The organism is Halobacillus andaensis, from assembly GCF_014636475.1.
In the GTDB taxonomy this organism is placed as follows: Bacteria; Bacillota; Bacilli; order Bacillales; family Halobacillaceae; genus Halobacillus_A; species Halobacillus_A andaensis.
This window is the reverse complement of record NZ_BMEL01000005.1, coordinates 195,850-220,945: the sequence shown is the minus strand read 5'-3', so window position 1 is coordinate 220,945 and position 25,096 is coordinate 195,850. Positions and strand designations below refer to the sequence as shown.

General features: G+C 41.2%; 23 protein-coding genes and 10 tRNA genes. 24 read left to right on the top strand and 9 right to left on the bottom strand.

Going from position 1 to position 25,096, the window contains the following annotated elements; translation table 11 throughout:
• Positions 1 to 89 precede the first annotated feature (89 nt).
• From IEV27_RS18880 to rocF, 12 genes are all read left to right on the top strand, one after another.
• A tRNA-Asn gene (locus IEV27_RS18880) sits at positions 90 to 164 on the top strand.
• A 3-nt stretch (positions 165 to 167) separates the two neighbouring features.
• Positions 168 to 239 (top strand) — tRNA-Thr (locus IEV27_RS18875).
• 19 nt (positions 240 to 258) lie between these two features.
• Positions 259 to 333: transfer RNA gene (locus IEV27_RS18870), tRNA-Glu, on the top strand.
• A gap of 7 nt (positions 334 to 340) precedes the next feature.
• Positions 341 to 416: transfer RNA gene (locus IEV27_RS18865), tRNA-Val, on the top strand.
• Between the two features lie 4 nt (positions 417 to 420).
• A tRNA-Thr gene (locus tag IEV27_RS18860) sits at positions 421 to 496 on the top strand.
• 16 nt (positions 497 to 512) lie between these two features.
• A tRNA-Tyr gene (locus tag IEV27_RS18855) sits at positions 513 to 598 on the top strand.
• A 59-nt stretch (positions 599 to 657) separates the two neighbouring features.
• A tRNA-Gln gene (locus IEV27_RS18850) sits at positions 658 to 732 on the top strand.
• Positions 733 to 963: 231 nt separating this feature from the next.
• Positions 964 to 1,036: transfer RNA gene (locus tag IEV27_RS18845), tRNA-Lys, on the top strand.
• A gap of 65 nt (positions 1,037 to 1,101) precedes the next feature.
• Positions 1,102 to 1,176, top strand: a tRNA-Gly gene (locus tag IEV27_RS18840).
• Positions 1,177 to 1,186: 10 nt separating this feature from the next.
• Positions 1,187 to 1,262: transfer RNA gene (locus tag IEV27_RS18835), tRNA-Ala, on the top strand.
• A gap of 83 nt (positions 1,263 to 1,345) precedes the next feature.
• On the top strand, positions 1,346 to 1,864 hold the full coding sequence (locus IEV27_RS18830) for an HAD-IIIA family hydrolase (RefSeq protein WP_188379062.1): 519 nt from the start codon (positions 1,346 to 1,348) through the stop codon (positions 1,862 to 1,864).
• Positions 1,865 to 1,951: 87 nt separating this feature from the next.
• A complete protein-coding gene (gene rocF, locus IEV27_RS18825) occupies positions 1,952 to 2,854 on the top strand; it encodes an arginase (protein ID WP_188379061.1) in 903 nt (300 codons plus the stop codon).
• A 16-nt stretch (positions 2,855 to 2,870) separates the two neighbouring features.
• Here rocF and IEV27_RS18820 read toward each other — a convergent pair whose 3' ends face one another.
• Positions 2,871 to 3,065 carry an aspartyl-phosphate phosphatase Spo0E family protein gene (locus tag IEV27_RS18820; RefSeq protein ID WP_188379060.1) on the bottom strand — a complete coding sequence of 65 codons (195 nt, stop codon included), beginning with the start codon at positions 3,063 to 3,065 and terminating at the stop codon, positions 2,871 to 2,873.
• A gap of 151 nt (positions 3,066 to 3,216) precedes the next feature.
• On the opposite strand from IEV27_RS18820, the gene sigW reads away from it, so the two are divergent.
• The 8 genes from sigW (at position 3,217) to IEV27_RS18780 (ending at position 13,027) form a co-directional block, all read left to right on the top strand.
• Positions 3,217 to 3,780, top strand: a complete 564-nt coding sequence (sigW, locus tag IEV27_RS18815) for an RNA polymerase sigma factor SigW (protein ID WP_188379059.1) — start codon at positions 3,217 to 3,219, stop codon at positions 3,778 to 3,780.
• A gap of 15 nt (positions 3,781 to 3,795) precedes the next feature.
• Positions 3,796 to 4,440, top strand: a complete 645-nt coding sequence (locus IEV27_RS18810) for an anti-sigma factor family protein (RefSeq protein ID WP_188379058.1) — start codon at positions 3,796 to 3,798, stop codon at positions 4,438 to 4,440.
• A 140-nt stretch (positions 4,441 to 4,580) separates the two neighbouring features.
• A complete protein-coding gene (gene cdaA, locus IEV27_RS18805; RefSeq protein WP_188379057.1) occupies positions 4,581 to 5,399 on the top strand; it encodes a diadenylate cyclase CdaA in 819 nt (272 codons plus the stop codon).
• Entirely contained in the window at positions 5,392 to 6,372 is a 981-nt protein-coding gene (locus IEV27_RS18800; RefSeq protein ID WP_188379056.1) for a CdaR family protein, read from the top strand. The genes cdaA and IEV27_RS18800 overlap by 8 nt, the downstream gene beginning before the upstream one ends.
• Positions 6,373 to 6,418: 46 nt before the next feature.
• On the top strand, positions 6,419 to 7,768 hold the full coding sequence (gene glmM, locus IEV27_RS18795; RefSeq protein WP_188379055.1) for a phosphoglucosamine mutase: 1,350 nt from the start codon (positions 6,419 to 6,421) through the stop codon (positions 7,766 to 7,768).
• Between the two features lie 478 nt (positions 7,769 to 8,246).
• Positions 8,247 to 10,046 carry a glutamine--fructose-6-phosphate transaminase (isomerizing) gene (gene glmS, locus IEV27_RS18790; protein WP_188379054.1) on the top strand — a complete coding sequence of 600 codons (1,800 nt, stop codon included), beginning with the start codon at positions 8,247 to 8,249 and terminating at the stop codon, positions 10,044 to 10,046.
• A gap of 226 nt (positions 10,047 to 10,272) precedes the next feature.
• Positions 10,273 to 10,644 carry an ArsR/SmtB family transcription factor gene (locus IEV27_RS18785; RefSeq protein WP_188379053.1) on the top strand — a complete coding sequence of 124 codons (372 nt, stop codon included), beginning with the start codon at positions 10,273 to 10,275 and terminating at the stop codon, positions 10,642 to 10,644.
• A gap of 25 nt (positions 10,645 to 10,669) precedes the next feature.
• Positions 10,670 to 13,027, top strand: a complete 2,358-nt coding sequence (locus IEV27_RS18780; protein ID WP_229735426.1) for a heavy metal translocating P-type ATPase — start codon at positions 10,670 to 10,672, stop codon at positions 13,025 to 13,027.
• Positions 13,028 to 13,056: 29 nt separating this feature from the next.
• On the opposite strand, the gene IEV27_RS18775 is transcribed toward IEV27_RS18780, so the two are convergent.
• The 3 genes from IEV27_RS18775 to IEV27_RS18765 form a co-directional block, all read right to left on the bottom strand.
• The gene (locus IEV27_RS18775; RefSeq protein WP_245345470.1) at positions 13,057 to 14,058 is read right to left on the bottom strand and encodes an NAD-dependent epimerase; all 1,002 of its coding nucleotides are present in this window, start codon (positions 14,056 to 14,058) and stop codon (positions 13,057 to 13,059) included.
• Between the two features lie 113 nt (positions 14,059 to 14,171).
• Positions 14,172 to 15,218, bottom strand: coding sequence for a sugar phosphate nucleotidyltransferase (locus IEV27_RS18770; RefSeq protein WP_188379052.1), 1,047 nt, complete (start codon positions 15,216 to 15,218; stop codon positions 14,172 to 14,174).
• 26 nt (positions 15,219 to 15,244) lie between these two features.
• Positions 15,245 to 16,537: a UDP-glucose dehydrogenase family protein gene (locus IEV27_RS18765; protein WP_188379051.1), complete on the bottom strand. Its 1,293-nt coding sequence runs from the start codon at positions 16,535 to 16,537 to the stop codon at positions 15,245 to 15,247.
• Positions 16,538 to 16,725: 188 nt separating this feature from the next.
• Between IEV27_RS18765 and IEV27_RS18760 the strand changes: the two genes are divergently transcribed.
• Together IEV27_RS18760 and IEV27_RS18755 are read left to right on the top strand one after the other, a co-directional pair.
• The gene (locus IEV27_RS18760; RefSeq protein WP_188379050.1) at positions 16,726 to 17,826 is read left to right on the top strand and encodes a CotS family spore coat protein; all 1,101 of its coding nucleotides are present in this window, start codon (positions 16,726 to 16,728) and stop codon (positions 17,824 to 17,826) included.
• Positions 17,826 to 19,916: a glycosyltransferase family 4 protein gene (locus IEV27_RS18755; RefSeq protein WP_188379049.1), complete on the top strand. Its 2,091-nt coding sequence runs from the start codon at positions 17,826 to 17,828 to the stop codon at positions 19,914 to 19,916. The genes IEV27_RS18760 and IEV27_RS18755 overlap by 1 nt, the downstream gene beginning before the upstream one ends.
• A gap of 130 nt (positions 19,917 to 20,046) precedes the next feature.
• Here the strand turns inward: IEV27_RS18755 and IEV27_RS18750 are convergent, their stop codons facing one another.
• Complete coding sequence (locus IEV27_RS18750; protein ID WP_188379076.1) at positions 20,047 to 21,012, bottom strand: L-lactate dehydrogenase; 966 nt, start codon at positions 21,010 to 21,012, stop codon at positions 20,047 to 20,049.
• 237 nt (positions 21,013 to 21,249) lie between these two features.
• Here IEV27_RS18750 and IEV27_RS18745 point away from each other — a divergent pair, with 237 nt between their 5' ends.
• Positions 21,250 to 21,351, top strand: a complete 102-nt coding sequence (locus IEV27_RS18745) for a putative holin-like toxin (protein WP_229735425.1) — start codon at positions 21,250 to 21,252, stop codon at positions 21,349 to 21,351.
• Between the two features lie 170 nt (positions 21,352 to 21,521).
• Here IEV27_RS18745 and IEV27_RS18740 read toward each other — a convergent pair whose 3' ends face one another.
• The 4 genes from IEV27_RS18740 to IEV27_RS18725 form a co-directional block, all read right to left on the bottom strand.
• Positions 21,522 to 22,133 (bottom strand): class I SAM-dependent methyltransferase, encoded by a 612-nt coding sequence (locus IEV27_RS18740; RefSeq protein WP_188379048.1) that lies wholly within the window; start codon positions 22,131 to 22,133, stop codon positions 21,522 to 21,524.
• Positions 22,134 to 22,421: 288 nt separating this feature from the next.
• Positions 22,422 to 22,844: a universal stress protein gene (locus tag IEV27_RS18735; protein WP_188379047.1), complete on the bottom strand. Its 423-nt coding sequence runs from the start codon at positions 22,842 to 22,844 to the stop codon at positions 22,422 to 22,424.
• A 24-nt stretch (positions 22,845 to 22,868) separates the two neighbouring features.
• Complete coding sequence (locus IEV27_RS18730; protein WP_188379046.1) at positions 22,869 to 24,329, bottom strand: SulP family inorganic anion transporter; 1,461 nt, start codon at positions 24,327 to 24,329, stop codon at positions 22,869 to 22,871.
• Positions 24,330 to 24,405: 76 nt separating this feature from the next.
• On the bottom strand, positions 24,406 to 24,588 hold the full coding sequence (locus IEV27_RS18725; protein WP_188379045.1) for a helix-turn-helix domain-containing protein: 183 nt from the start codon (positions 24,586 to 24,588) through the stop codon (positions 24,406 to 24,408).
• 304 nt (positions 24,589 to 24,892) lie between these two features.
• Between IEV27_RS18725 and IEV27_RS18720 the strand changes: the two genes are divergently transcribed.
• Positions 24,893 to 25,081, top strand: coding sequence for a helix-turn-helix domain-containing protein (locus tag IEV27_RS18720; protein ID WP_188379044.1), 189 nt, complete (start codon positions 24,893 to 24,895; stop codon positions 25,079 to 25,081).
• The last annotated feature ends 15 nt before the right edge of the window (positions 25,082 to 25,096 follow it).

The following is a 25,096-nucleotide window of genomic DNA, read 5'->3' as shown; positions in this document are numbered from 1 at the left end:
TAAGCTCTTCAGCGCCGATGGTAGTCGGGTCGATCCCCGTGAGAGTAGGACGCTGCCACGTCGATTTATTTTTCACCTTCTAGTATTGATCCACAGTAGCTCAGTGGTAGAGCAATCGGCTGTTAACCGATCGGTCGTAGGTTCGAATCCTACCTGTGGAGCCACTTGCTTCCATAGCTCAGTGGTAGAGCACTTCCATGGTAAGGAAGGGGTCGCCGGTTCAAATCCGGCTGGAAGCTCTGAAGAAATTGTTATTATGGCCCGTTGGTCAAGTGGTTAAGACACCGCCCTTTCACGGCGGTATCACGGGTTCGAATCCCGTACGGGTCACCAATCAAATGGAGGATTAGCTCAGCTGGGAGAGCACTTGCCTTACAAGCAAGGGGTCGCAGGTTCGAGCCCTGCATCCTCCACCATGTCGCCGGCCTAGCTCAACTGGTAGAGCAACTGACTTGTAATCAGTAGGTTGGGGGTTCAAGTCCTCTGGCCGGCACCATTTCCATTTAAATAGTGGAGGGATAGCGAAGTTGGCCAAACGCGGCGGACTGTAAATCCGCTCCCATCGGGTTCGTAGGTTCGAGTCCTACTCCCTCCACCATTTTTTTAAAAAAAGATGGAATAAATCAAGGATTTAAGTTAATAATACTTAATGAACATTGGGCTATAGCCAAGCGGTAAGGCAACGGTTTTTGGTACCGTCATGCGCTGGTTCGAATCCAGCTAGCCCAGCCATTTTTATACTTACTGAATAGTATAGCTTTTTTTATTTATTAAAAATAAAGAACGGGCTATTTTATTTTAGTGTGTTTAAATGTCTTTTTGTGAGCCATTAGCTCTGCTGGTAGAGCAAGCCAACTACGTCGAATAAACTTCTTCGAAGGCTTGCGAGGAGTGCGGCTTCATCGGAAATCTTGCAACACGACGAGCATCATAACCAAACGTACGAGAATAATTTTTAATTGCGAGCCATTAGCTCAGCTGGTAGAGCATCTGACTTTTAATCAGAGGGTCGGAGGTTCGAGCCCTCCATGGCTCATTTATACAGCGGATATTCTTTAATATTCGCTGTCCTATTCACTTAAATTGAATTACTTTGAGTAAGCGGGAGTAGTTCAGTGGTAGAACACCACCTTGCCAAGGTGGGGGTCGCGGGTTCGAATCCCGTCTCCCGCTCCATACATAACTCGGGGCCTTAGCTCAGCTGGGAGAGCGCCTGCTTTGCACGCAGGAGGTCAGCGGTTCGATCCCGCTAGGCTCCACCATACATAAAAGTTAAATACACATTTCACTATATAAGCTGACATCTACGAATAGATGTCAGCTTTTTTTAGTAAAGGGAGGTCTTATGAGAGCTGTATTTATTGACCGAGATGGTACCTTAGGCGGATCAGATCAAATTGAATATCCAGGTGAATTTACTTTGTATAAAGGAGTAGAAGAGCATATAAGGAAGTTGAAAGACAGCGGCTTTCTTTTATTTTCGTTTACGAATCAGCCTGGAATTTCAGAAGGGAGATGCTCAAAAGAACAATTTAGAAAAGAATTGCTGGGGTTTGGGATGGATGACGTTTACTTATGTCCTCATAAACCATCAGACCAATGTGAATGTAGAAAACCAGCTACAGGAATGATTGAAGAGGCATGTTATGACTATCACTTAAAACTTAATGAATGTATCGTCATTGGAGATCGGTTAAAAGATATGGAAGCCGGTAAACGAGCAGGGTGTAAGAGGATTTTAGTCCGAACAGGTGGCGGTGAAGAAGCATTACGTGAATTGGAACGCAATCAAGAGGTTGTTTTTATTCATTACGTAGCGATAGATATTAATGATGCAATTCAATGGCTGTTACGGTCCTTATAACGTATATATATACATAATTATGTCCAGTTGAGTCATTAGGTTGAAAACGTCTACAATTAGAATAGTTTGAAAAAGGAGGAATAATCTATGAATCAAAAGATTTCAATTATTGGGGTACCTATGGACTTAGGACAAAACAGACGCGGGGTAGACATGGGACCTAGTGCTATTCGCTATGCAGGCATCATTGATCGTTTAGAACAGCTTAAATTAGATATAGAAGATTTAGGGGATATCAAGATTGCCCGTCCCGCTCACAACAACCAAGAAAAAGTAGATAATCTTCGTAATTTAAAAGAAGTTTCGGAAGGAAGCAGCCTTTTAGCTGAGAAAGTTGATCAAGTTGTACAAAGTGGAGCGTTCCCTCTTGTTTTAGGAGGAGACCATAGTATTGCCATGGGAACTCTCGCTGGAGTGGCAAAACATTATGAAAATCTTGGTGTTATTTGGTATGACGCTCACGGGGACCTAAATACAGGCGAAAGCTCTCCATCTGGTAACATTCATGGAATGCCGTTAGCTGTAAGCCTTGGAATTGGGCATGAGAAATTAACCAATATTCTTGGCTACGCTCCGAAGATTAAACCTGAAAACATTGTGATCATTGGTGCCCGCTCTCTAGATGAAGGAGAAAGAGTTTTAATTAAAGAAAAAGGAATACAGGTATTTACTATGCATGAAGTCGATAAGATGGGTATGCCTGCGGTTATGGAAGAATCGATTAATTATTTAAAAGGCAGAACAGATGGTGTACACTTAAGTTTAGACTTAGATGGTTTGGATCCGAATGAAGCACCTGGAGTAGGGACACCAGTAATGGGTGGGCTAAGTTATCGTGAGAGCCATTTAGCCATGGAAATGCTGGCCCAATCGAAAATGATTACCTCTGCAGAGTTTGTCGAGGTGAATCCTATTTTGGATGAAAAGAATAAAACGGCTAATATGGCTGTTGGTTTGATGGGTTCATTGTTAGGAGAGAGTTTACTATAGAAGTTTAAAATGGATATCAGCAGCTAACCTTACGAAAGGGAGGTTGCTGATCCTTTTGCTTTATCGTTTCATATTCGTTTAATAAATAGTCTAATTTAGAGCTTACATACACAACATGTTTAGAAGTTAAAGAGTAACGTTTAGCTAATCGGTTCATTTCATTCCGACACTCTTCTATTTCTTTTAAAAGCTTCAATTCAACATTCATCATGGTACACCCCCTGAGCGAGAAACTTCAGTTCTTAGTTTATATCCACTTTTAATAGAGTTTAAACGTTATTTAAAAAATATAATTTTTTTTGAAACCTTTTAACGTACGATTACGTATAGGTGATAACCGCACGAATAGCGGAGGTAGAGAAATGGAAACGATGATAAAGAAAAAAATAAAAGAGGTCAAAAAAGGGGATCAATCCGCTTTCGAAGATATTGTGTCCTTCTACCAAAACAAAGTGTTTCATATTTGTTATCGGATGGTAGGGAACGCCTATGAAGCTGAGGACATTGCTCAGGAAGCATTTATTAGGGCCTATACAAACATATCTAGCTTTGATGAGCGCCGTAAGTTTTCTACTTGGCTTTATCGCATTGCTACAAACTTAACGATCGATCGAATTCGTAAAAAGAAACCGGATTACTATTTAGATGCCGAAGTCAAAGGTACGGATGGACTAGATATGTACTCCCAGTTAGCCGTCGATCAAGCGTTGCCGGAAGAAGAGGTGGAAAGCCTCGAATTGCAGAGCTTTATACACCGTGAAATTCTGGCCCTTCCCCCTAAATATAGAAGTGTGATCGTATTGAGGTACTTAGATGAGCTGGCGCTTCAAGAAATTGCTGAAGTGCTCGATATCCCAATCGGTACCGTTAAGACGCGAATTCACCGGGGCAGGGAAGCCTTACGGAAAAGGCTTCGACATGTGTAAAGGAGTTGAGAGGGAATGAATTGTAAAAAAGAAGCTGTAGAGCTTATGCATAAGTATCTAGATGGAGAATTACAAAAAGAAGAAGAAAGACGACTGCGCGACCATCTCCAAGCTTGCCCATCCTGCCAGAATCATTTTCATGAGTTAAAGCGCTCTATAGTTTTAATTAAAGATACAGGTGCTATTTCTGCACCATCTAATTTTACAGCTAACGTTATGGCCAATCTTCCGAAAGAGAAAAAGAGACGTAATTTTATAAGAAAATTACAGCGTCATCCTATTCTTACAGCAGCTGCAATCTTTTTTGTCCTTATGTTTAGCAGCATCTTTTCTGCGTGGAACCAAGATCAGCAAGTAACTGTATCCAAGCAGGAGAATTTGATTATTCAAGACAACACAGTGATTGTCCCTGAAGATGTTACCGTTGACGGGGATTTGGTTGTAAGAAATGGTGATTTAAAAGTAGAAGGTAAAATTGATGGAGATATAACGCTGATTAACGGAAATTTCGTAACAGATGATCCACAAAATGAATTGAATGGTGAAAATTACCGAGCCTATGCAAGCGGCGAAGTGAATGAAGTCAACCAAGTATTTGAGTGGATGTGGTACCATACGAAGAATTTTGTATCGGACATCTTTTCTTTTGATTCAGAATAAGCATAAACCACTGTGGTTGTAACAGTGGTTTAATTTTTTTGTATCCTTTTTTAATCACTCAAAAAAGGGAAGTGTGATATAATAATACAGGCTATGGCAATTTTTAACGTAGCAGAAATTCTTCAGAAGGAAGTGTGAGCATGCTTGGTGGGGGACTAGATGTTTTAGATGTACTATTAATTGCAATTGATATAGCCCTTGTCTGGTTTGTTGTATATAAATTAATCATGCTGATCCAAGGCACGAAGGCCGTTCAGCTGTTGAAAGGGATCTTCGTTGTATTAGGTATATGGTTATTGAGTAATTTATTCGGGCTGACCACACTTAGGTGGTTAATGTCACAAGCCATTACTTGGGGTTTCCTCGCTATCATTATACTATTCCAGCCTGAATTAAGGCGAGCACTTGAACAATTAGGTCGCGGAAGCTTTTTCAGTCGGACAACAGCAGAAGAAGAAGATACGGAGAAATCGATACAGGCGATTATAAAGTCGTGTAATTACATGGCGAAGCGTCGAATCGGAGCGTTGATCACGATTGAAAGAGAAACTGGTATGGGTGATTATGTGGAAACAGGCATACCAGTCGGCGGTCATTTATCAAGTGAGTTGTTAACGAACATATTTATTCCGAATACACCATTGCACGATGGTGCTGTCATACTTAAAGATGATAAGATCATCGCCGCTGCTTGTTATTTGCCTTTATCTGAGAGCCCTTTTATTTCGAAAGAGTTAGGGACGAGGCATAGAGCAGCTATGGGAATCAGTGAAGTTACGGATGCAGTTACCATTGTCGTTTCAGAAGAAACAGGCGCAATTTCTTGTACAAAAAATGGAGAGCTGCACAGACAATTGGAGCAAGAAACATTAGAAGATATTTTAAGAAGCGAGCTTAATTCAGGCTCAAAAACCCCTGCCGCAAAATCATGGAATAGGAGGGGGAAAAAGAATGGATAATTTATTTAAGAATAAATGGTTTATTCGAATTATCTCTTTGCTTCTAGCTGTGCTCTTATGGGTTTCTATTAATGTAGATGATAATATGGACAGTGATTCCCAGTGGTTCAACAATACTTCTTCTGTAACAGAAGTGATGAACGATATTCCGTTAGAAGTTCAATTTGATAGTGAAGAGTATGTCGTCACCGGATTACCGCAAAATGTAGCCGTTTCTGTAGAGGGTCCTAACAGTGCAGTAGCTCCCGTCGTTAGACAGCAAAACTTTACAGCGTTTGTCGACTTAAATGATTTAGGGCCTGGCACGCATGAGGTCACTGTTCAACATTCCGGCATATCGAACCAATTATCCGTCAGTATAGAGCCGCAGGTTGTGGAAGTGACCATCGAAGAAAAAGAAAGTCAAAACTTCCCGGTAACTATTGATTTAATTAATGAGAGTCAAATAGAGAATGAGTACACTGTTGGAGAAGCTGAAATTGACCCGAATGAGGTCACGATTACCGGCTCATCCGCTGCCATAGATCGAGTGGCTTCAGTTAAAGCGATTATTGACGTTGGGGAAGCTGATGCGACATTAGAAGATATTGAAGCACCGGTAAAAGTATATGATGCACAAGGCAACGAGTTAAATGTTCTCTTAGATCCCACGACTGTCGATGTCACAGTGCCGATTACGAGATCAGAGAAGGATGTACCTATTTCTTTTGAGCCTGAAGGAGAAGCTCCTGAGGGAATGGAAGTTGATTCCATTAGTTCAGAGACGGACAGTGTAACCATTAGCGGTCCGAATGATGTGTTAGATGAAATAGAGAATTTTGAAGATATTCCGGTGGATGTATCGGATGTTACAGAAAACGAGACAGTGGAAGTTGACATCCCGCTTCCAGAAGAGGTTTCGAGCGTTGAGCCTGAAACTGTAGAAGTAGAAGTAGAAGTAGAAGTAGAAGAAGTAACGGAAGAATTGCAATAAAAAGCGACGTACGTATTAAGATAGGATGAAAGAGAGGTCTTTTACAATGGGTAAATATTTTGGAACAGACGGTGTCCGTGGTGTAGCCAATAAAGAATTAACACCTGAACTGGCATTTAAACTAGGTCGATTTGGCGGGTATGTGCTAACAAAAAACGTAGAACGACCAAAAATTTTAATCGGACGCGATACGCGTATCTCTGGAGAAATGTTTGAAGGAGCGTTAGCAGCTGGACTTCTCTCAATTGGAGCAGAAGTGATGAGACTAGGTGTGATCTCTACCCCTGGCGTAGCTTATTTGACGAAAGCTCTTCAAGCTGAAGCAGGCATTATGATATCTGCTTCTCATAATCCAGTAGAGGATAACGGGATCAAGTTTTTCGGTCCCGATGGCTTTAAACTAACAGACGCTCAGGAAGAAGAAATTGAAGCACTTATTGATGCAGAAGAGGATACACTGCCTCGTCCTTCTGGTTCTGATCTAGGTCAAATTAACGACTACTTTGAAGGTGGTCAAAAATATATGCAGCATTTAAAACAAACAGTGGACTACGACTTTGATGGCTTACATATTGCATTGGATTGTGCAAATGGAGCAACATCTTCCCTGGCTTCTCATTTATTTGCTGATTTAGAAGCCGATATTTCTTCTATCGGCTCATCTCCTGATGGATTAAATATTAATAAGGAAGTTGGTTCCACTCACCCCGAGGCTCTTCAACAGCTCGTGAAGGATAAGAGAGCTGATATTGGTCTTGCCTTTGATGGAGATGGAGATCGCCTCATCGCTGTTGATGAAAAGGGGAACATTGTAGATGGAGACCGCATCATGTTTGTGTGCGCTAAATTTATGAACGAAAAAGGAACGTTGAATCATTCAACGGTTGTATCTACAGTAATGAGTAATCTAGGCTTCTACAAAGCGGTCGAAGCACAAGGGATGAAAAGTGATAAAACGGCTGTCGGGGATCGATACGTTATGGAAGAAATGCGTCGTGGCGGCTATAACCTAGGGGGAGAGCAGTCAGGTCACATTATTTTCTTAGACCACAACACGACGGGGGATGGCATGTTAACGGCCCTTCAACTCGTCAATGTCTTAAAAGAAACTGGAAAACCTTTGTCTGAATTAGCAGCCGAGATGGAGAAGTTCCCTCAAGTTCTTAAGAACGTACGTGTTATTGATAAACAGGCCGTACAAACTCACCCTCGTATTCAAGAAGCCATTCAGGCTGTGGAAGAGGAAATGGGGGACAGCGGTCGTGTATTAGTGCGACCTTCTGGAACTGAACCCCTCGTACGTATTATGGTTGAAGCGCCGACAGAGGAACAGTGTGAAACATATGTTGATAAAGTTGTGCAAGTGGTGAATGAAGAATTAGGGATGAAAGAGTAATAAATATTATGCGCAGGCCGGGCACAACACGCTCCCCTGCGCATATTTTATAGGGCAATGCTTTTGTGAAATTCATTGACCCACCAGCTTGTCTTCGGGTAAAATGAAGCATAGCCTTGAAAAATTTACCGAAATAAGTTTTAACACACTTTTTTTCGGATAAATGAGTAGAGGCCTTTATTCAAAGAGAGTAAAGGAGGAACGAGACAGATCATTTATAAAGCGCCAGGGCTGTGCAGAGCGGATCAAGCACAGTTGACGAGGAGGAGGTTCATCGAGCGTTCGGCGGATGCCTCCCGGTTGCAGCACTTCAACCGCATGTTTGTATGCTAAACCAAAGAGGCGACTCTTTGACCAAATCGTACAAACAAAGTGCCTAAATAAAAAATGTTTACGGGAAAGGGGCAAATAACGGCCCCTGCTAGGTTTAGTATGTTCGTTGTTTGCTCCTTTCTTGATTTTTAGGAGGAAAACAATTATGTGTGGAATTGTAGGATATATAGGACTAGAAGATACGAAAGAGATTTTATTAAATGGTTTAGAAAAGCTTGAATACAGAGGGTATGACTCTGCAGGTATTGCTACTCTAAATGGAGGCGTAAAGGTTTCTAAAGTAAAAGGACGTATTGCAACCTTACGAGAAGCAGTAGATGAAAATGTTCACTCCACTCTAGGAATCGGGCACACGCGCTGGGCGACTCATGGTGCACCAAGTGAAGAAAATGCTCACCCTCACCAAAGTGTATCCGGACGTTTTACGATCGTTCATAATGGAGTTATCGAAAATTACCTGGATGTAAAAAATGAGTATCTTGCTAATGTAGAAATGAAGAGTGAAACAGATACGGAAATCATCGTTCAACTGATTGAAGTTTTAAATGAGGAACTTCAGGATGTTGCCGCTGCTTTCCGTAAAGCAGTCAACCTTCTAACAGGATCTTATGCGATTGCTCTCATTGACGCTGAGGACGAAGATACGATTTATGTTGCGAAAAATAAGAGCCCGTTACTAGTAGGACTTGGTGAAGACTTCAACGCAGTAGCTAGTGACTCTATGGCTGCTCTGCACGTGACAGATCAGTTCTTAGAGCTAATGGATAAAGAAACTGTGCTATTACGCCGTGATGAAGTCATTATCCAATCTCCAGACGGTGAAAGAGTGACTCGTGAGCCATTCACTGCTGAACTTGACTCAACAGACATTGAAAAGGGAACATACCCTCACTTCATGCTTAAAGAAATCGATGAACAACCGTTTGTCATTCGTAAAATCATCCAAGAGTATCAGAATGAAAATGATGAAATCAAATTAGACCCTGAAATTCGTGAAGCGATGAAGAACTGTGACCGCATTTATATCATTGCAGCGGGCACGAGTTATCATGCCGGACTTTTAGGGAAACAATTTATTGAAAAAATGGCGAACATCCCAGTTGAAGTCCACGTGGCTAGTGAGTTCTCTTATAACATGCCGCTGCTTTCTGAAAAGCCATTATTCGTTTATATTTCACAAAGTGGCGAGACGGCAGACAGTCGTTCCGTGCTTGTTCAAACAAAAGAACTTGGTCATCCAGCACTAACCATTACGAATGTGCCTGGATCCACCCTTTCCCGTGAAGCAGATTACACGATGCACTTGCACGCAGGGCCTGAAATCGCTGTAGCTTCAACAAAAGCTTATACAGCACAAATGGCTGTACTTGCCATTCTAGCTGTAGATACAGCACGTGCTAAAGGTCTGGAATTAGACTTTGATCCAATGCAGGAGCTTGGTATTGTAGCGAACGCTATGGAAGCTTTAACTGATCAAAAAGAAGACCTTGAACAGCTGGCAAGTGATTACTTGCCAACCACACGTAACTGCTTCTTTATCGGTCGAGGCATTGACTATTATGTAGGCCTTGAAGGCTCATTAAAATTAAAAGAAATCTCTTATATCCAAGCAGAAGGATTTGCTGGAGGAGAGTTGAAACACGGTACCATTGCTTTAATTGAAGAAGGTACGCCTGTTATTGCACTTGCGACGCAGGAGAATGTGAACTATTCGATCCGAGGAAACGTGCAAGAAGTAGAAGCGCGTGGAGCGAACAGTATGATTATCAGTATGAAAGGTCTGAATAAGGAAGGCGATGCTTTCGTTATTCCACATGTTCATGACTTGCTGACACCCCTTGTTTCAGTGATTCCATTGCAGCTAGTATCTTACTATGCGGCTCTTCATCGTGATTGTGATGTTGATAAGCCTCGTAACTTAGCGAAAAGTGTAACGGTAGAATAAATAAAACTTAAGCCAGAAGCGGCATGCCGCTTCTGGCTCTTTTTTATAGTTGTTTTTGCTAAGAAGACAACTTAAATGTTTCATCCATTCGGGCAATCATCCTTCCTTACAGCATTCCTCCTCTTTACATTCAAATGATTTTTTGAATATATGGGTTGATTCTTTATGAGTAGAAGCATATACTATAAACAAATAATCAAATGAATATTTGAATGAAGGTGAAATAATGAGTGATAAGGTAATGAATACAACGTCTAAAGATACATGTGATACATTTTGTTATGACGAAAAATTGGTCAATCGTATACAACCTCGGATGGATGAAGTATTGGGCGTCGAATTAATCTTTAAAGCTCTTTCTGATTCCACACGGTTAAAAATTGCTTATGCATTAACGTTAGAACCTGAATTGTGTGTTTGCGATGTCGCTAACATTATTCGCTCCACTACAGCTACAGCTTCACACCATTTACGTTTATTACGAAATATGGGGTTAGCAAAATATCGAAAAGAAGGGAAGCTCGTTTTCTATTCTTTAGCTGATGACCACGTGCATCAGCTTGTCTCAATCGCTATGATTCACTCCAAAGAATCCTAAACACTTAATAGAGCGAGGAATACAAATGACTCAATTTAAAGAACCTATTAATAAAAGCTGTTGTTCAACAAAAGAGGAAGATCATTCTTCCACGTATGAATATAAAGTAGAAGGAATGGATTGTCCTTCTTGTGCCGCGACGATTGAAAAAAGTCTAACCAAACAAAAGGGTATTACCAATGTTCAAGTTCATTATGGGACCGGAAAAATGACGGTAGGAGCAGAAGATGATTCTGCTGCCGATCAAATTCCACTTCATCTCCGAAAATTAGGATTTGAGGCTAAAACTTTGAATGAGAAAAAGAATACAGAAACATACCTGGTTGAGGGCATGGACTGTGGATCCTGTGCTGCTACGATTGAGAAGCATCTTTCTACACACCCTGATGTAGGGGAGGTCAGTGTTAACTTTTCTACAGGTAAACTGCACGTTACCCATAATACCTCTGAAGAAGTTATTGTAAAAGAAGTGGAGAAGTCAGGGTTTCATGCCTCCTTACAAAGGGGGAGAAGCTCAAGTCAGGGGGCATCTCGTAAAAATTTTACGACCACTGTGGCTGGAATCTTTCTAGCCGCTGGATTTATTAGTTCCTTTATGAGTGTTCCACCTTCTCTAATTACAATACTGTATGCGATCACAATTGCTCTAGGAGGCTATAAACCAGCGAAAAGCGCTTTTTATGCGGTTAAAAGCCGCTCGCTTGATATGAATGTGTTAATGGTGTCCGCTGCTATTGGTGCCGCACTTATTGGAGAATGGTTTGAAGGAGCTATGGTTGTTTGGCTGTTTGCTCTAGGGAATACACTTCAAAACCGTTCGATTGAACGTACAAGAAACTCTATCCGGAATTTAATCAATTTAACTCCGAAAGAAGCTACAGTAAAAGTAGGAGATAATTGGGTAAGGAAACCAGTAGAAGAGATCGCATTAAATGAAACGATTTTAATTAAGCCAGGAGATAAAATACCTTTAGATGGAAAGATAATGACAGGGTCTTCCAGTATAAATCAAGCGCCTATCACAGGAGAGTCGATGCCTGTAGATAAAGAAAAAGGAGATACTGTTTATGCTGGAACGGTCAACGAGCATGGAGCCTTAGAGGTAAATGTTACGAAGCTTGTAGAAGATACAACGATAGCTAAAATTATTCACCTTGTTGAAGAGGCGCAAGAGAAAAAGGCGCCTACTCAAGCGTTTGTGGATCGATTTGCAAGTGTCTATACCCCTATTGTTTTTAGTTTAGCGCTTCTCGTTATGATCCTGCCCCCAGTTGTTGGGATGGGAACATGGGGAGAATGGTTGTATAAAGGTCTTGCTTTATTAGTGGTTGCTTGTCCGTGTGCTTTAGTGATTTCTACTCCTGTAGCGATTGTCTCGGCTATAGGAAATGCCGCTAAAAATGGTGTGCTCATTAAAGGAGGAACCTTTTTAGAAAAAGCAGGCTCTATCAGTGCTATGGCTTTTGATAAAACAGGGACACTGACAGAAGGAAAACCGAAAGTCTCTCAAGTTTTCACTAGTAATGGCGAGAAAGAAGAATGGTTAAGCATTGCGCGAACCATCGAAGAACATTCCACCCATCCGATTGCTCAGGCGATTACGATGTATACGGAACAGCGGAATATCTCTCAAAAAGAAGGGGCTTCTTTTGAAGCGATAGCAGGTAAAGGAGCTAAAGCTGTCATAGATGGAGTAGAGTATTTTGCTGGGAATCCTAAATTATATCGTGAGATGGGTGTCTCCCTTAACGATGTTGAGGATCAAATAGAGACCCTGCAGCAGGTAGGGCATACACTTGTTATAGTGGGAACCCGTTCTCACATTCTTGGTATGGTCGCTGTAGCTGATACCATTCGAGAGATCACGGTGCAATCCATTCAGAAGCTTAAGCGCGTGGGGATGAATGAAATCGTCATGTTAACGGGAGATAATGATGGGACAGCGAGGAAAATAGCAGATCAAACGGGTGTTGATCGTTATTTCGCTGAACTACTTCCTGAAGATAAAGTGAAAGCTGTAGAGAAACTGCAGCAAGAAGGAAAACGCGTAGCCATGATTGGAGATGGCATTAATGATGCTCCAGCACTGGCCACCGCAGATTTAGGCATTGCTATGGGCGGGGCTGGCACAGATACAGCGATGGAAACAGCAGATATTGTCCTTATGGCTGATAATTTAGAAAAGCTGCCACATACGGTACGTTTAAGCCGGCGAGCGTTAACCATTATTAAGCAAAACATCTGGTTTTCAATCATTACAAAGCTGGCAGCTTTGATATTAATATTCCCTGGTGTTTTAACGTTATGGATGGCTGTATTAAGTGATACAGGAGCGGCTTTACTCGTTATACTCAATAGCCTGCGTTTAATCAAACAAAAATAGAGAGGTCCTCCTGAGGGCCTCTCTATTTTTTAAATTCCATAATACGCCCTATACCAATCCACAAACTTTCCGACACCCTCTTCAATCGAAGTACTCGGCTGATATCCTATATCACGTGCGAGTTCATCGACATTCGCATAGGTAGCGATGACATCCCCTTTTTGCATAGGAAGAAACTGTTTTTGAGCTTTGATCCCAAGTTTGTTTTCAATGGCTGTAATAAAATCTAAAAGCTTCACAGGTTTACTATTTCCCATATTATAGATGCGGTAGGGAGCAGCACTTGTGCTAGGATCAGGAGCATCTCCTCTCCAATTTGGATCAGGTACAGGCTTATTTCGCGTTAATCGAATGATTCCTTCGACGATGTCATCGATATACGTAAAATCTCTTTTCATTTTGCCCTGGTTGAAAACTTGAATAGGCTTACCTTCAAGAATAGCTTTTGTAAACGTAAATAGAGCCATGTCCGGACGTCCCCATGGTCCATATACGGTGAAGAAACGAAGCCCTGTCGTAGGCAGATTGTATAGATGGCTGTACGTATGGGCCATCAGTTCGTTTGCCTTCTTCGTCGCTGCATACAAGCTGACAGGATGATCCACATGATCCTGTACAGAGAACGGCATTTTTGTGTTAGCTCCGTAAACAGAACTGGAAGAAGCGTAAATGAGTTGTTCAACATGGTTGTGTCGGCAAGCTTCTAGTATATTTAAAAAACCAGTTATATTTGAGTCAATGTATGCCTGTGGATTCTCAAGGCTGTATCGTACGCCGGCCTGGGCAGCGAGGTCAATAACGAGAGAAGGCTGGTGTTCTTTAAAAAGAGCTTGTAATTCATCGTGGTTCGATCGATCGACTTGTTTAAATATAAAGTTTTGATCCTGAAGCCATAGCAAACGATCTTTCTTTAATTGAAGGTCGTAATACGTGTTTAAATTATCAATTCCAAGAACATCATTGCCTTCTTGAAGCAGCCGTTTAGCTACGTGTGCACCAATAAAACCAGCTGCACCTGTTAGTAAAATCATCGTGTCACCTCTCACGTGCAATCATGATTGTCTTCATCGTACTGTATGCATATGTGAGTCATAGAGTTCATAGGAAAAAGCTATGAAACCTCAAGTTATTCATAGCTTTTGAATTAGTTGTCTTTCTTCTTTTTGGAAGAAGAGTTGGTGAAAATGAAAGAGGAGTCATCTCCAAACATTCCGTGAATGGATGGATCTTTCACGTCTTCAGTAATGAACTTTGTTTTTTCTCCGAATACACTATCTACGATTTTATAAGGAATGTTCTTAAAAATAGAATCCCTTAGAATAATACTGTTCTTAATGCGGCAATTTTGAATGGTCGTACCTGGTTCAATCGAGACGTGCGGTCCGATCACTGAATTTTTAATTGTGCATTGTTTTCCGATTTTTACGGGTGGAATAATAATTGAATTTTTGACTTCATCATGATTCTCCAGGTCAGGGTTTTGTTCTAACATCCATTGATTGGCTTCTAACCATCGTTCCATCGTTCCTACGTCAAACGTCGGCCGTTCTGCTTTTACATAGTTTACTTGAAACTTATGATCAATTAACCATTGGATCGCATCCGTAATTTCGTACTCTCCTCGTGCTGAAGGGGGAATGGCATGGATAGCCTTAAAGATGGTCGGTTGAAAAAGGTACACCCCAATAATAGCGAGATTAGACTTTGGCTGGAGTGGTTTTTCTTCTACGTTTGTAATTCGACCTTCCATTGTTTCAGCGATTCCGTAATCTTCGGGCCTTTCCACTTTTGTTACCATGACAGTCCCATGCGTGTTTTTCTCTTTACATGCTTCTTTTAAGGGCTCCAAGGACTCGTTGATTAAATTATCTCCAAGAAGAAGTACAAATGGGTCAGCTCCGATAAATGCTTCAGCTTGCTTTACAGCATGGGCTATTCCTCGTTGTTCCCGCTGGTAAATATAATTAAATTGCACGTCTTCCATATCTTCAAGTAGTAACATCTGTTCAAATATTTCTTCTGAACCTGGTTGAATCACTAATCCAATTTCGCGAACGCCTAACTCATATAACTGTTTAATCCCGTATAGAATGACTGGTTGATTCGCTACGGGCAGCAATGGTTTTGGCCGCGTGTGAGATAGTGGGCGCAACCTTGTTCCTTTTCCTGCGGCTAATATTAAACCTTTCATTTTTTCCTCCTTTCTATCGTTAGCTGTTACGCATAACCGATGCCTTGATAGTGAAATTTTAATAGCTTCATTTTCTCTGCATTTAACATATTTCGCCCATCAAAAAGGTGAGGCGTTGTCACCAATTCATGCACTTTAGCCCAATCGAGCTTTTCATAGTGGGACCAATTGGTCGCAATGAGAATCATATCGCTGTTCTTTACAGCTACATAGGGATCCCAGCATTGGGTCACCCCTTTCGTAAGCCATTCAGTGGATAAGTTTACAACAGGGTCGTGGACGGTTATTTTAGCACCTTCTTTTAAAAGTAGGTCCATGATTGGAAAAGCTACCGATTCTCGAATATCATCTGTGTCTGGCTTGAATGAAAGACCTAAAAGGGTAACTTTCTTTCCTTTTAAAGTTGGAAAGGTATTTTTCATTTTATTGATGAAATAGTGAGGTTGAGATTTATTAATCTTTTCGACGTCTTCCAGAATCGTTAAAGGGACTCCTAAAGATTTAGCGGAAGCCGTAAACTCTTTGACGTCCTTTGGAAAGCATGAACCACCATAGCCCAGACCCGCCTGTAAGAAGTCTGGGCCGATTCGCTGATCTAACCCCATTCCTTTAGCGACATCTTTAATTTGTACATCGACTTGATCGCACAGTTTTGCCACTTCATTAATAAAAGAAATTTTTGTGGCCAGAAACGCATTTGAAGCGTATTTAATCATTTCAGCTGCCTTTGTAGAAGTAATTAGTAGAGGACAGGTAAACGAACGATACAATTGTTCTAAAGTACTACGGGCTTTCGAATTCTGGCTGCCAATAACAATGCGGTTTGGATGGAGGGCATCATATAGTGCGCTTCCTTCCCTTAAAAATTCTGGGTTCATCGCTACATGAGTAGAGGAAGGATCAGTTGTTGATTGCTTAATCCATTGCTCGACTTGGTCAGTTGTCCCTAACGGCACTGTACTTTTGACTACGACAATCTTTTCTTTATTTTTATAGCGGCCGATCATTTCAGCTGCTTTTTTAATAAACGTTAAGTCTGCGTTACCGTTTTCTAAGGAGGGAGTTCCTACGGTGAGAAAGAGGACGTCGTGATTTTCAACCGCTGCTCTTGGATCTGAAGTAAATTGGATACGGCCATTCTTTAATTGATCGAATAACATCTCTTGCAATCCAGGTTCATGAAAGTATAAATTGCCCTTTTTTAATGATGTTATTTTACTCTCGTCAATGTCCAAACCTGTTACTTCATGGCCTTGATGAGCAAACACGACTCCTGTGGTTGTTCCTACATACCCCATCCCTATTATTAGTATTTTCATAGTTTTATTCTCCTTGTTAATCGTTGAGATGTTCTATTAGTACTGTATTAAGGAGATTGAGGATAGTAACGGCGATTAACCGGTACCATTCATAAAAATTTGCAGGGTAAAAATAAGATAAGACAGTCACCTCCCCATACCATTCATGAAGCAGTTGAATAAGATGGGGATACAACGGAGGTGAAAAAATGAGTGATCAATTGATCCAGCCATGGGCGCATGAAAATATCAACCAAGCTTTATATGTACCAGACTATATTGAAGAAATGGCTGACATCGTTCTTGAAGAGTATGACGTAACTGTTCAAGAGAGGATATTGGTGGCCATTAAGGACGAACAAGGAGGAGCGATTTGGAAAGTCAACACAGATAAAGGTCCTTTTAGTTTAAAGTTACTCCATCGACGGCCGACAAAAAGTAAGTTCAGCCTCGCCGCTCAGGAATATCTAGTTGAAGTAAAAAAAGCAAGAGTACCTGCGATTTATAAAACGAAACAAGGTAACAATTATGTGGAAAAGGGCGGAAAACTATGGTTTGTAGCGGAGTGGAATGAATCTCTCTATCAATTGCCTGATGACTTAGAAGGTACGAAGAAGCTTTGCTATGCATTAGGAGAGTTTCATCAATTAACGAAAGGATTTGTGCCGCCGGAAGACGCTGAGTTTGTATCTCGTCTTCACCGCTGGCCGAGAGCCTATGAGCGTATCGATAAAAAATTAGGATGGTTTCGCGATATCGCCAATGCTTATAGCGAGTGTCCCGCAAGCAGCACAATTCTTTCTTCTGTCGATCAATTCCAGCAGCAGGCTCGTCAAGCGCGCCTCCGGCTGGAAAATTCGGCTTATGCTGAAATTTTGGCCAGAGGAACGGAAGAAACTGGTCTTGTGCACCAGGATTACGGATGGGCGAACGCTCAAATGGGTGATGATGGCATATGGATTATAGACTTGGATGGAGTGTCCTTTGATATTACTATTCGTGATCTGCGAAAACTGATGGCAGGTTGTATGGATTCTATGGGGACATGGGATTTGGAATGGGCAAGAGAAATGATCAAAGCTTATGAGGCTGCCAATCCGATTTCCGATGAAGTTTATGAATTATTAATGATTGATTTATCTTTGCCTAGTCTGTACTACCGGAATGTAAAAGATATTGTATATTCACCAACTTCATTTATGACGCCTGAGTTAGACCAGGAAATTAAAAGAATTATAGAACTTGATCAAAAAAAATGGCCAGTGTTAGAACAGCTGGAACAAGATCGGAAAGGAGGGAAATCCTACTAATGAAAGTCTTAATTATATGTACAGAGAAATTACCCGTCCCCGCTATTAGAGGTGGAGCCATACAGACGTATATTGATGGTGCGCTGCCAGTGTTAAAGCAAGATCATCAAATCACGGTTCTTGGAAGAGATGACGAAGCATTGCCAGCGGATGAGGTCAGGGAAGGCATTCGTTATGTCCGTGTCGGAGGCAGTATTTTAGAAGCTTATCGGGAAAATGTTGTGCAATTTCTGCAATCAGATCAACAAAGCTATGACATTATTCATATCTTTAACCGGCCCCGTCTCGTAAACAAGGTACGGGAGTTAGCTCCTGAGGCTAAAATTATTTTGAGTATGCATAACGATATGTTTAAGCCGGAGAAACTCCGTGCAGAGGAAGGAAATTTGGTTGTACAGAATGTAGATCGAATAATCACGATCAGTGAGTATATTGGTCAGACCATTCGCGGCTTTTATCCTGAAGCTGCAACTAAGATTCAAACCATTTACTCCGGAGTGGACCTGGAGCGTTTTGTACCTTCTTATTCACAGGCAGCTAAAGAAATGAGAAATCGACTAAGGTCGGAACATGGTTTGGAAGGGAAAAAAGTCATCCTTTATGCAGGACGGCTTTCGGCTAATAAGGGCATTGATGTTCTTGTTCGCGCGATTCCGGATTTAGCTGAAAAGCACGATGACATTGCTTTAGTCATTATGGGAAGTAAATGGTTCAGCAATAACGATGTAACCGACTATATTGCTTATGTGCGTGCTTTAGCAGAACGTCTGCCTGTCCCCGTCATTCAAACAGGGTTTGTAGCTCCTGATAAGATTCAAGAATGGTTTGCTGCTTCAGACTTATTTGTTTGTACGTCCCAGTGGCAGGAACCTCTGGCTCGCGTGCACTATGAAGCAATGGCAGCAGCACTCCCGATCGTTACAACCGATCGCGGAGGGAATAAAGAAGTAATCGAACCCTATAAAAATGGAATTATTGTTGAGAACCCGGCTGATTCCGGGGAGTTTGTCCAGCATTTATCTTATCTTCTATCGAATCCGAGTGTTCGAGAAGAGATGGGAAGGTATGGACGATCGTTAGCAGAAAAGCATTACACGTGGGATCGGGTCGTATCTGATATTTTATCGGCTTGGGAGCAAGTAGAGCGTGCTGAAGTGCTCAATGCAACTAGCTTAAATGAGACCGTTGATGATGTAAAAGAGGGACAATGGCAACAAGCAGAAGTGAAAAATCAAGAATCCGAACAAGAAAACGTAGAAGAAACTCATGCATCTCCTGAACTAGAAATGCATGAGGAACTAGTCAAAGAAGCTGTGGAAGTGCCTAACGAGGAAAAAGTCGAACCAGAGACAGAGTCTGAAGCTGAAAATCTAGAAGACGACATGGATGAAACAGCCGCTGAGGAGCACTCAGAAGCGAACTTAGAAGAGACCGTTGATGATGTAAAAGAGGAACAATGGCAACAAGAAGAAGTGGAAAATCAAGAATCCAAACAAGAAAACGTAGAAGAAACTCATGCACCTGCTGAACTAGAAATGCATGAGGAACTAGTCAAAGAAGCTGTGGAAGTGCCTAACGAGGAAAAAGTCGAACCAGAGACAGAGTCTGAAGCTGAGGATCTAGAAGACGACATGGATGAAACAGCCGCTGAGGAGCACTCAGAAGCGAACTTAGAAGAGGCCGTTGATGATGTAAAAGATGAACAATGGCAACAAGAAGAAGCAGAAAATCAAGAATCCGAACAAGAAAACGTAGAAGAAACTCATGCATCTGCTGAACTAGAAATGCATGAGGAACTAGTCAAAGAAGCTGTGGAAGTGCCTAATGAGGAAAAAGTCGAACCAGAGACAGAGCCTGACGCTGAGGACCTAGAAGACGACATGGATAAAACAGCAGTTGAGGAACAGTTAGCAGCTTTCACTGAGATAAATAGAGAAGAACAGTTAAAAGAAGACACTGGAGGACCTGTCCAACACAATAAGAAAACAGAAAAATCAACCATGTCATTCAAGGTGCAAAACAAAGAAAACACCGTTAACGTTTTATTGCTTCTAGCCTTATTCTATATGAGAGAGAAAAAGTGGATATAAGCATTCCATCTAAAACCCTGGTCTTATTAAAAGCCAGGGTTTTTTAATAATGACCAATGTGATCATTAGGCATACACACGTCTGGTACAGGAAAAAGTGCGCATCTATTTTAAGATGCACACATAACTACTTATTGTGTTATTTTTTCAAGAGCTGGATTCATTGTCTCTTTTAATGTTTTTACACTATGACGTAATTGCTGTTGTTCCACATCAGAGAGCTCCATTTCAAGAACTTTCTCTACACCTCGGCGATTGACGATGGTAGGAACACCAACGTATACCTCTCTTTCTCCATATTCTCCATCAAGATAGGTGCTTACCGTCAGGATGCTGTTCTCATTACCGAGAATAGCTTTTGTGATACGAACCAGGCTCATTGCGATGCCATAATGGGTGGCCCCTTTTTTCTGAATGATTTGATAAGCGGCATCTCGCACATCTTCAAATAAATGTTCAAGATCTTCTGGGGTGTAAGATTCGTTCGTCTCTAAATATTTAGCTACAGGAACTCCTCCAATGGTAGCGTGACTCCAAACAGGAAGCTCTGTATCACCATGCTCACCAATGATGTAAGCGTGAACGTTTTGGGTGGCTACGTTAAAGTAATCGCTCAACATGAAGCGGAATCGTGCCGTATCTAATGTCGTGCCGCTTCCAATGACTCTTTCTTTAGGAAGGCCGCTAAATACTTGAGTAGCATGTGTTAAAATATCAACAGGGTTCGTTGCAATTAAGAAAATCCCGTCGAACTTCTTCTCCATTACATTGTCCACAATTGTTTTAAAGATTTTCATGTTCTTTTCTACTAGGTCAAGGCGTGTTTCTCCGGGCTTTTGGTTAGCTCCTGCACAAATACAAACAATATCAGCATCTTCGCAATCGCTGTAATCTCCATACCAGGTATTCGTTGAAGAAGGAGCGAAAGCTTTCCCATGGTTTAAGTCCATTGCATCACCGATTGCTTTTTCTTTATCCAAATCAATAATAACCAATTCTTCCGTTACGGCCTGGTTGATTAAGGCAAAAGCATAGCTGCTTCCGACTAGTCCTGCGCCAATCAATACAACTCGGTTTACTTTTTCTTTTTTATTCATGTTCATAGCACTCACTCCTAATTTTAGGTAAAAAGGTTTAATGTGAATTACTTCACAATTATATTGTGCAACATTTCACAAATAATTGCAAGAGTTTTTGGAAATTTCCTATATCATTACATTGGGTAGGAACGTACGTTCTTATTTAGGGTGGGATCTATCTTTATTCTATGATACAATTAACAATAGATAATGTTCTTTTAGGGTGGTCGGCTAACCCCACGATAGAAGGGGGTGATGCCTATTAGCGTGTATGAGGTTATGATGGTGCTGTTTTCATTTGGTACGCTGCTCATTGCTTTACTCGCTTTGATCATTGAATTGATCAATAAAAAATAGACCTCCCTATTAACCTGTAAGTTGATTGGGTGAGGTCTATTCTCGACGAATAGCTGATCCCCTGGGGAATCATTATCTGTGGGTCGCAGTGGCAGCTGCGACCTTTTTATTTTATGTTTTTCTTACTCTTATCATACCATCGTTGATTCTTTTTTACCACAAGAGAGGCCTTACTTCCTGCAAACTGCCACACCTAATGGGTAGTGAACACCTTCACGAGGAGGTTCTATTGTGACACCGTTTTGATAAAAAAGTTCTACTTCAGAAAAATCATCAAACAATCCTTTAAATTCTTCTTCAGTCATTTGAAAATAATGAAAGGGAGAACCGCTCGGATGATCCATTCCTTGGCCGAAAGGCGTAGAGAGGACCAACGTGCCGCCAGGAGCTAAAAGCTCATAGATATGATTCATAAATGTTTGAACGCTGGGTACGTGTTCAATCGTTTCAAAGCTGACAATTGTATCAAATTGCCCGATGCTTGTCACCCACTTTTCATCCATTATATCTCCTACTTGCAGGGAAAGCAGTGGGTGGTAATAATTATGGATGGCGTATTGAATCGTTTTTTCGCAAATGTCTACGCCGAGAAATTCACTGATGTGCTTTTTTTTCTTTTTAGCAAGGTGAGCCGCTCCATAACCAACTCCGCAAGCAATGTCGAGAACTCTGCCCTTCACGTAGGGTTCAGAGAAGTGGTAACGGGCTACATGCTCGAGCAGCAGCCCATTCATAGGGTCCATTTCTTTAGGAATCACGCGTTCTCCTGTATCTTCTAGCATAAAAAGTCACCGCTTTTTGTATTGATTTAAACTATTATACCATACGAGGTGTTTCTAAATTTATTAGCAAAAAGCATCGCCGTTTAACACATGGCGATGCTTTTTTTAATGGTCTAGGAAATTATAAAATCCCAAACTGTGGATATCTTTTTAAAAAGAGTGACATCCAGCTCCTGCGCCCAGACACTCGCGTCATAAGCAAACCGACCTGCGGAAGGGGAGACCACCTTCCTCCGGCCGTTTTGCTTATGCGTGTCATGTCTACCAGGGCGCTTGCGCATTTGTTCTTTATTTAACAACCATAACAGGAGCTTTAATATATTTCATTAACTTATGACTAACGCTGCCTAATATTAAGGTCTGCAGCTTATTGCGTCCACGGCTGCCTACGACAACACAGTCGTAGCTTCGATTATTCGCATACTCAACAATCGTTTCAGCTGGTTCACCGTGTAATATCGTGATATCAGATTTTACTCCTGAAGCTTCAATCTCTTGAATAGCTTCATAGAATTTTTCTTTTCTTTTCAATGTTGCCGTGCTGGAGTCTCCATGCTTAAGAATATCTTCTTTAGAAGTGTCTCCATCAACAGCGTACACAAGCTCTAAGGTAACTTGCTCTTTATAAGGTGAGACCATTTGAATGGCTTGTTCGATGGCACGCTTAGAGTGTGCTGAACCGTCCGTTGCAAGTAGAATAGTAGTAAACATACGTGAGCTCCTTTTTCATCTTTTTTAGTGACTGGCTCCTTTAGAAACACCGCCTAAACGGTTTAGCAATCGATGGCTCTCACCATTTAACCCTTTAAAGTGAACCTCGATACCTCGTTGTTCAAACTTAGCTTCAATGCTGTCAAGGGCGCCAATCGCTGAATCATCCCAAAGGTGTGACTGTGTCAGGTCAATTTCCACTATATCTACATTATCTTTAAAGTTAATAGAAGAGACAAAATCGGTGACAGAGGCAAAGAATAACTGTCCTTGCACATAATAGATTTTCTTGCTTCCTTCGTTTACGTATAATGGTAAAACACGTACTTTGGAAATCTTCACAGCGAAGAAAACCATGCTTAATACTACTCCAGCTAATACGCCATAAGCTAAGTTATGTGTATAAACTACCGTAGCTACTGTAACTACCATCACAGCGGCATCTGTTTTAGGAACAAGGTGAATGTTGCGCAGCGAGCTCCAGTCAAACGTACCAATGGACACCATAATCATTACTCCTGCTAGAGCGGCCATAGGGATCTGTACGACAACATTCCCGAGAGCAATAATGAGGAACATTAAAAATACACCGGCAACTAATGCAGATAAGCGGCCTCTTCCCCCTGATTTTACATTGATCACAGACTGGCCAATCATGGCACAACCCGCCATTCCTCCGAAAAATCCGGCTACAATGTTTGAAATCCCTTGTCCACGACTTTCCTGATCCTTGTTACTCTCAGTGTCTGTCATGTCATCGACGATCGATGCGGTTAGAAGAGATTCCAGCAGTCCTACAATCGTTAAGGCGAGGGCGTAAGGCAAAATAATCATAAATGTTTCCATATTTAACGGAATATTAGGCAATGCAAATAAAGGCAAGGTTTGGCTAAGGTTCCCCATGTCCCCTACATTACGTACCCCTGCATTCATGTAAATGGCTATAAAGGAAACCACAACAATGGCGACAAGAGGTGAAGGTACCGATTTTGTTAGTAACGGAAATAAATAAATAATAGCTAGTGTAAGTCCGACTAGTACATAAATAATCCAGGATTCGTTCACAAAGTGCTGAAGTTGAGATGTGAAGATTAAAATGGCTAATGCATTCACAAATCCAACCATGACAGATCTAGGAATAAACTTCATAAAGCGAGCAAGCTTGAATACGCCAAATATAATTTGGAATATCCCTGTTAATATAGTTGCGGCAAGCATGTATTCTAACCCATGCTCTGCAACAAGCGTAATCATAACAAGTGCCATAGCTCCTGTTGCTGCAGAAATCATTCCGGGGCGTCCCCCGACAAAAGCAATAACGACAGATATACAGAAGGAAGCGTATAAGCCCACCATGGGGTCTACGCCTGCGATAATGGAAAAGGCGATCGCTTCTGGAATTAATGCTAATGCTACTACAATTCCTGCTAATACATCTCCTTTTACATTACCGAACCATTGTTCTTTTAATGATGATGTAAACATTGCAAACCTCTTTCTTTTTTATATTTTTAGATCGCTGACTCTCACAGCAATCAAGCTCTTGTTTAAAATATATACGTTATAATCGCTCCCCGTTTTTCAATCGATCGATACAGTCGTGTAAATCGTCTTTCTTTACACGCCAGTGGCTACCGATCTTAAACGCTGGGATCGTGCCTTTTTGTACTAATTTATAAGTTGTCATTTCACTTAACTGTAAGTATTCCGCAACTTGTGATACCGTCATAATTTCTCGCTGCATGTTAACCCTCCGAATGCTTTACTCTCACCCTTATTGTCTCTTTAAAATACCGATTGAATAAAGCGCTAAGAAATAGAGTGATTTATAATCTGTTATAACAGACTATAATAGATTATAAGAAAATGCAGTGGAATGCAATGCCTTTATAAAGAGATTTACTGGTGTTTAATTGATGATGGTATTGGTATCTAAACAAAGGTAACGCTTACAATAATGCAGAAAATATTTTTGATCTAGTGAGTTGTGATTCGTCTATTTACCATTTACACTAGCAGTAGGTCTAATACGTTAAAGGAAGGTTTAGATGGAGCAAGAGCGTGAAATTTTAACGATTTCTCAAGTCGCTGATTATTTGCAGATTAGTGAAATGACGACATACAAGCTTGTTCAGGAAGGAAAAATACCTGGTTTTAAGATTGGACGTCATTGGAGAGTGAAGCTTGAGGATTTGAGGGCGCACCTTTCAAAATTGGAGCACGGGGATCATATATAAAAAAACTGCCTCGTC

Excerpts from the sequence above, each read along its gene's own strand:
- sigW (WP_188379059.1), top strand. The coding sequence starts at position 3,217 with ATGGAAACGATGATAAAGAAAAAAATAAAAGAGGTCAAAAAAGGGGAT.
- IEV27_RS18740 (WP_188379048.1), bottom strand. The coding sequence starts at position 22,133 with ATGCTAGAAGATACAGGAGAACGCGTGATTCCTAAAGAAATGGACCCT.
- IEV27_RS18785 (WP_188379053.1), top strand. The coding sequence starts at position 10,273 with ATGAGTGATAAGGTAATGAATACAACGTCTAAAGATACATGTGATACA.
- glmS (WP_188379054.1), top strand. The coding sequence starts at position 8,247 with ATGTGTGGAATTGTAGGATATATAGGACTAGAAGATACGAAAGAGATT.
- IEV27_RS18735 (WP_188379047.1), bottom strand. The coding sequence starts at position 22,844 with ATGTTTACTACTATTCTACTTGCAACGGACGGTTCAGCACACTCTAAG.
- IEV27_RS18760 (WP_188379050.1), top strand. The coding sequence starts at position 16,726 with ATGAGTGATCAATTGATCCAGCCATGGGCGCATGAAAATATCAACCAA.
- IEV27_RS18800 (WP_188379056.1), top strand. The coding sequence starts at position 5,392 with ATGGATAATTTATTTAAGAATAAATGGTTTATTCGAATTATCTCTTTG.
- IEV27_RS18720 (WP_188379044.1), top strand. The coding sequence starts at position 24,893 with ATGGAGCAAGAGCGTGAAATTTTAACGATTTCTCAAGTCGCTGATTAT.
- IEV27_RS18750 (WP_188379076.1), bottom strand. The coding sequence starts at position 21,012 with ATGAATAAAAAAGAAAAAGTAAACCGAGTTGTATTGATTGGCGCAGGA.
- IEV27_RS18725 (WP_188379045.1), bottom strand. The coding sequence starts at position 24,588 with ATGCAGCGAGAAATTATGACGGTATCACAAGTTGCGGAATACTTACAG.
- IEV27_RS18770 (WP_188379052.1), bottom strand. The coding sequence starts at position 15,218 with ATGAAAGGTTTAATATTAGCCGCAGGAAAAGGAACAAGGTTGCGCCCA.
- IEV27_RS18780 (WP_229735426.1), top strand. The coding sequence starts at position 10,670 with ATGACTCAATTTAAAGAACCTATTAATAAAAGCTGTTGTTCAACAAAA.
- IEV27_RS18755 (WP_188379049.1), top strand. The coding sequence starts at position 17,826 with ATGAAAGTCTTAATTATATGTACAGAGAAATTACCCGTCCCCGCTATT.
- IEV27_RS18820 (WP_188379060.1), bottom strand. The coding sequence starts at position 3,065 with ATGATGAATGTTGAATTGAAGCTTTTAAAAGAAATAGAAGAGTGTCGG.
- IEV27_RS18775 (WP_245345470.1), bottom strand. The coding sequence starts at position 14,058 with ATGATTTTACTAACAGGTGCAGCTGGTTTTATTGGTGCACACGTAGCT.
- glmM (WP_188379055.1), top strand. The coding sequence starts at position 6,419 with ATGGGTAAATATTTTGGAACAGACGGTGTCCGTGGTGTAGCCAATAAA.
- IEV27_RS18745 (WP_229735425.1), top strand. The coding sequence starts at position 21,250 with ATGCCTATTAGCGTGTATGAGGTTATGATGGTGCTGTTTTCATTTGGT.
- cdaA (WP_188379057.1), top strand. The coding sequence starts at position 4,581 with ATGCTTGGTGGGGGACTAGATGTTTTAGATGTACTATTAATTGCAATT.
- IEV27_RS18765 (WP_188379051.1), bottom strand. The coding sequence starts at position 16,537 with ATGAAAATACTAATAATAGGGATGGGGTATGTAGGAACAACCACAGGA.
- IEV27_RS18830 (WP_188379062.1), top strand. The coding sequence starts at position 1,346 with ATGAGAGCTGTATTTATTGACCGAGATGGTACCTTAGGCGGATCAGAT.
- rocF (WP_188379061.1), top strand. The coding sequence starts at position 1,952 with ATGAATCAAAAGATTTCAATTATTGGGGTACCTATGGACTTAGGACAA.
- IEV27_RS18810 (WP_188379058.1), top strand. The coding sequence starts at position 3,796 with ATGAATTGTAAAAAAGAAGCTGTAGAGCTTATGCATAAGTATCTAGAT.
- IEV27_RS18730 (WP_188379046.1), bottom strand. The coding sequence starts at position 24,329 with ATGTTTACATCATCATTAAAAGAACAATGGTTCGGTAATGTAAAAGGA.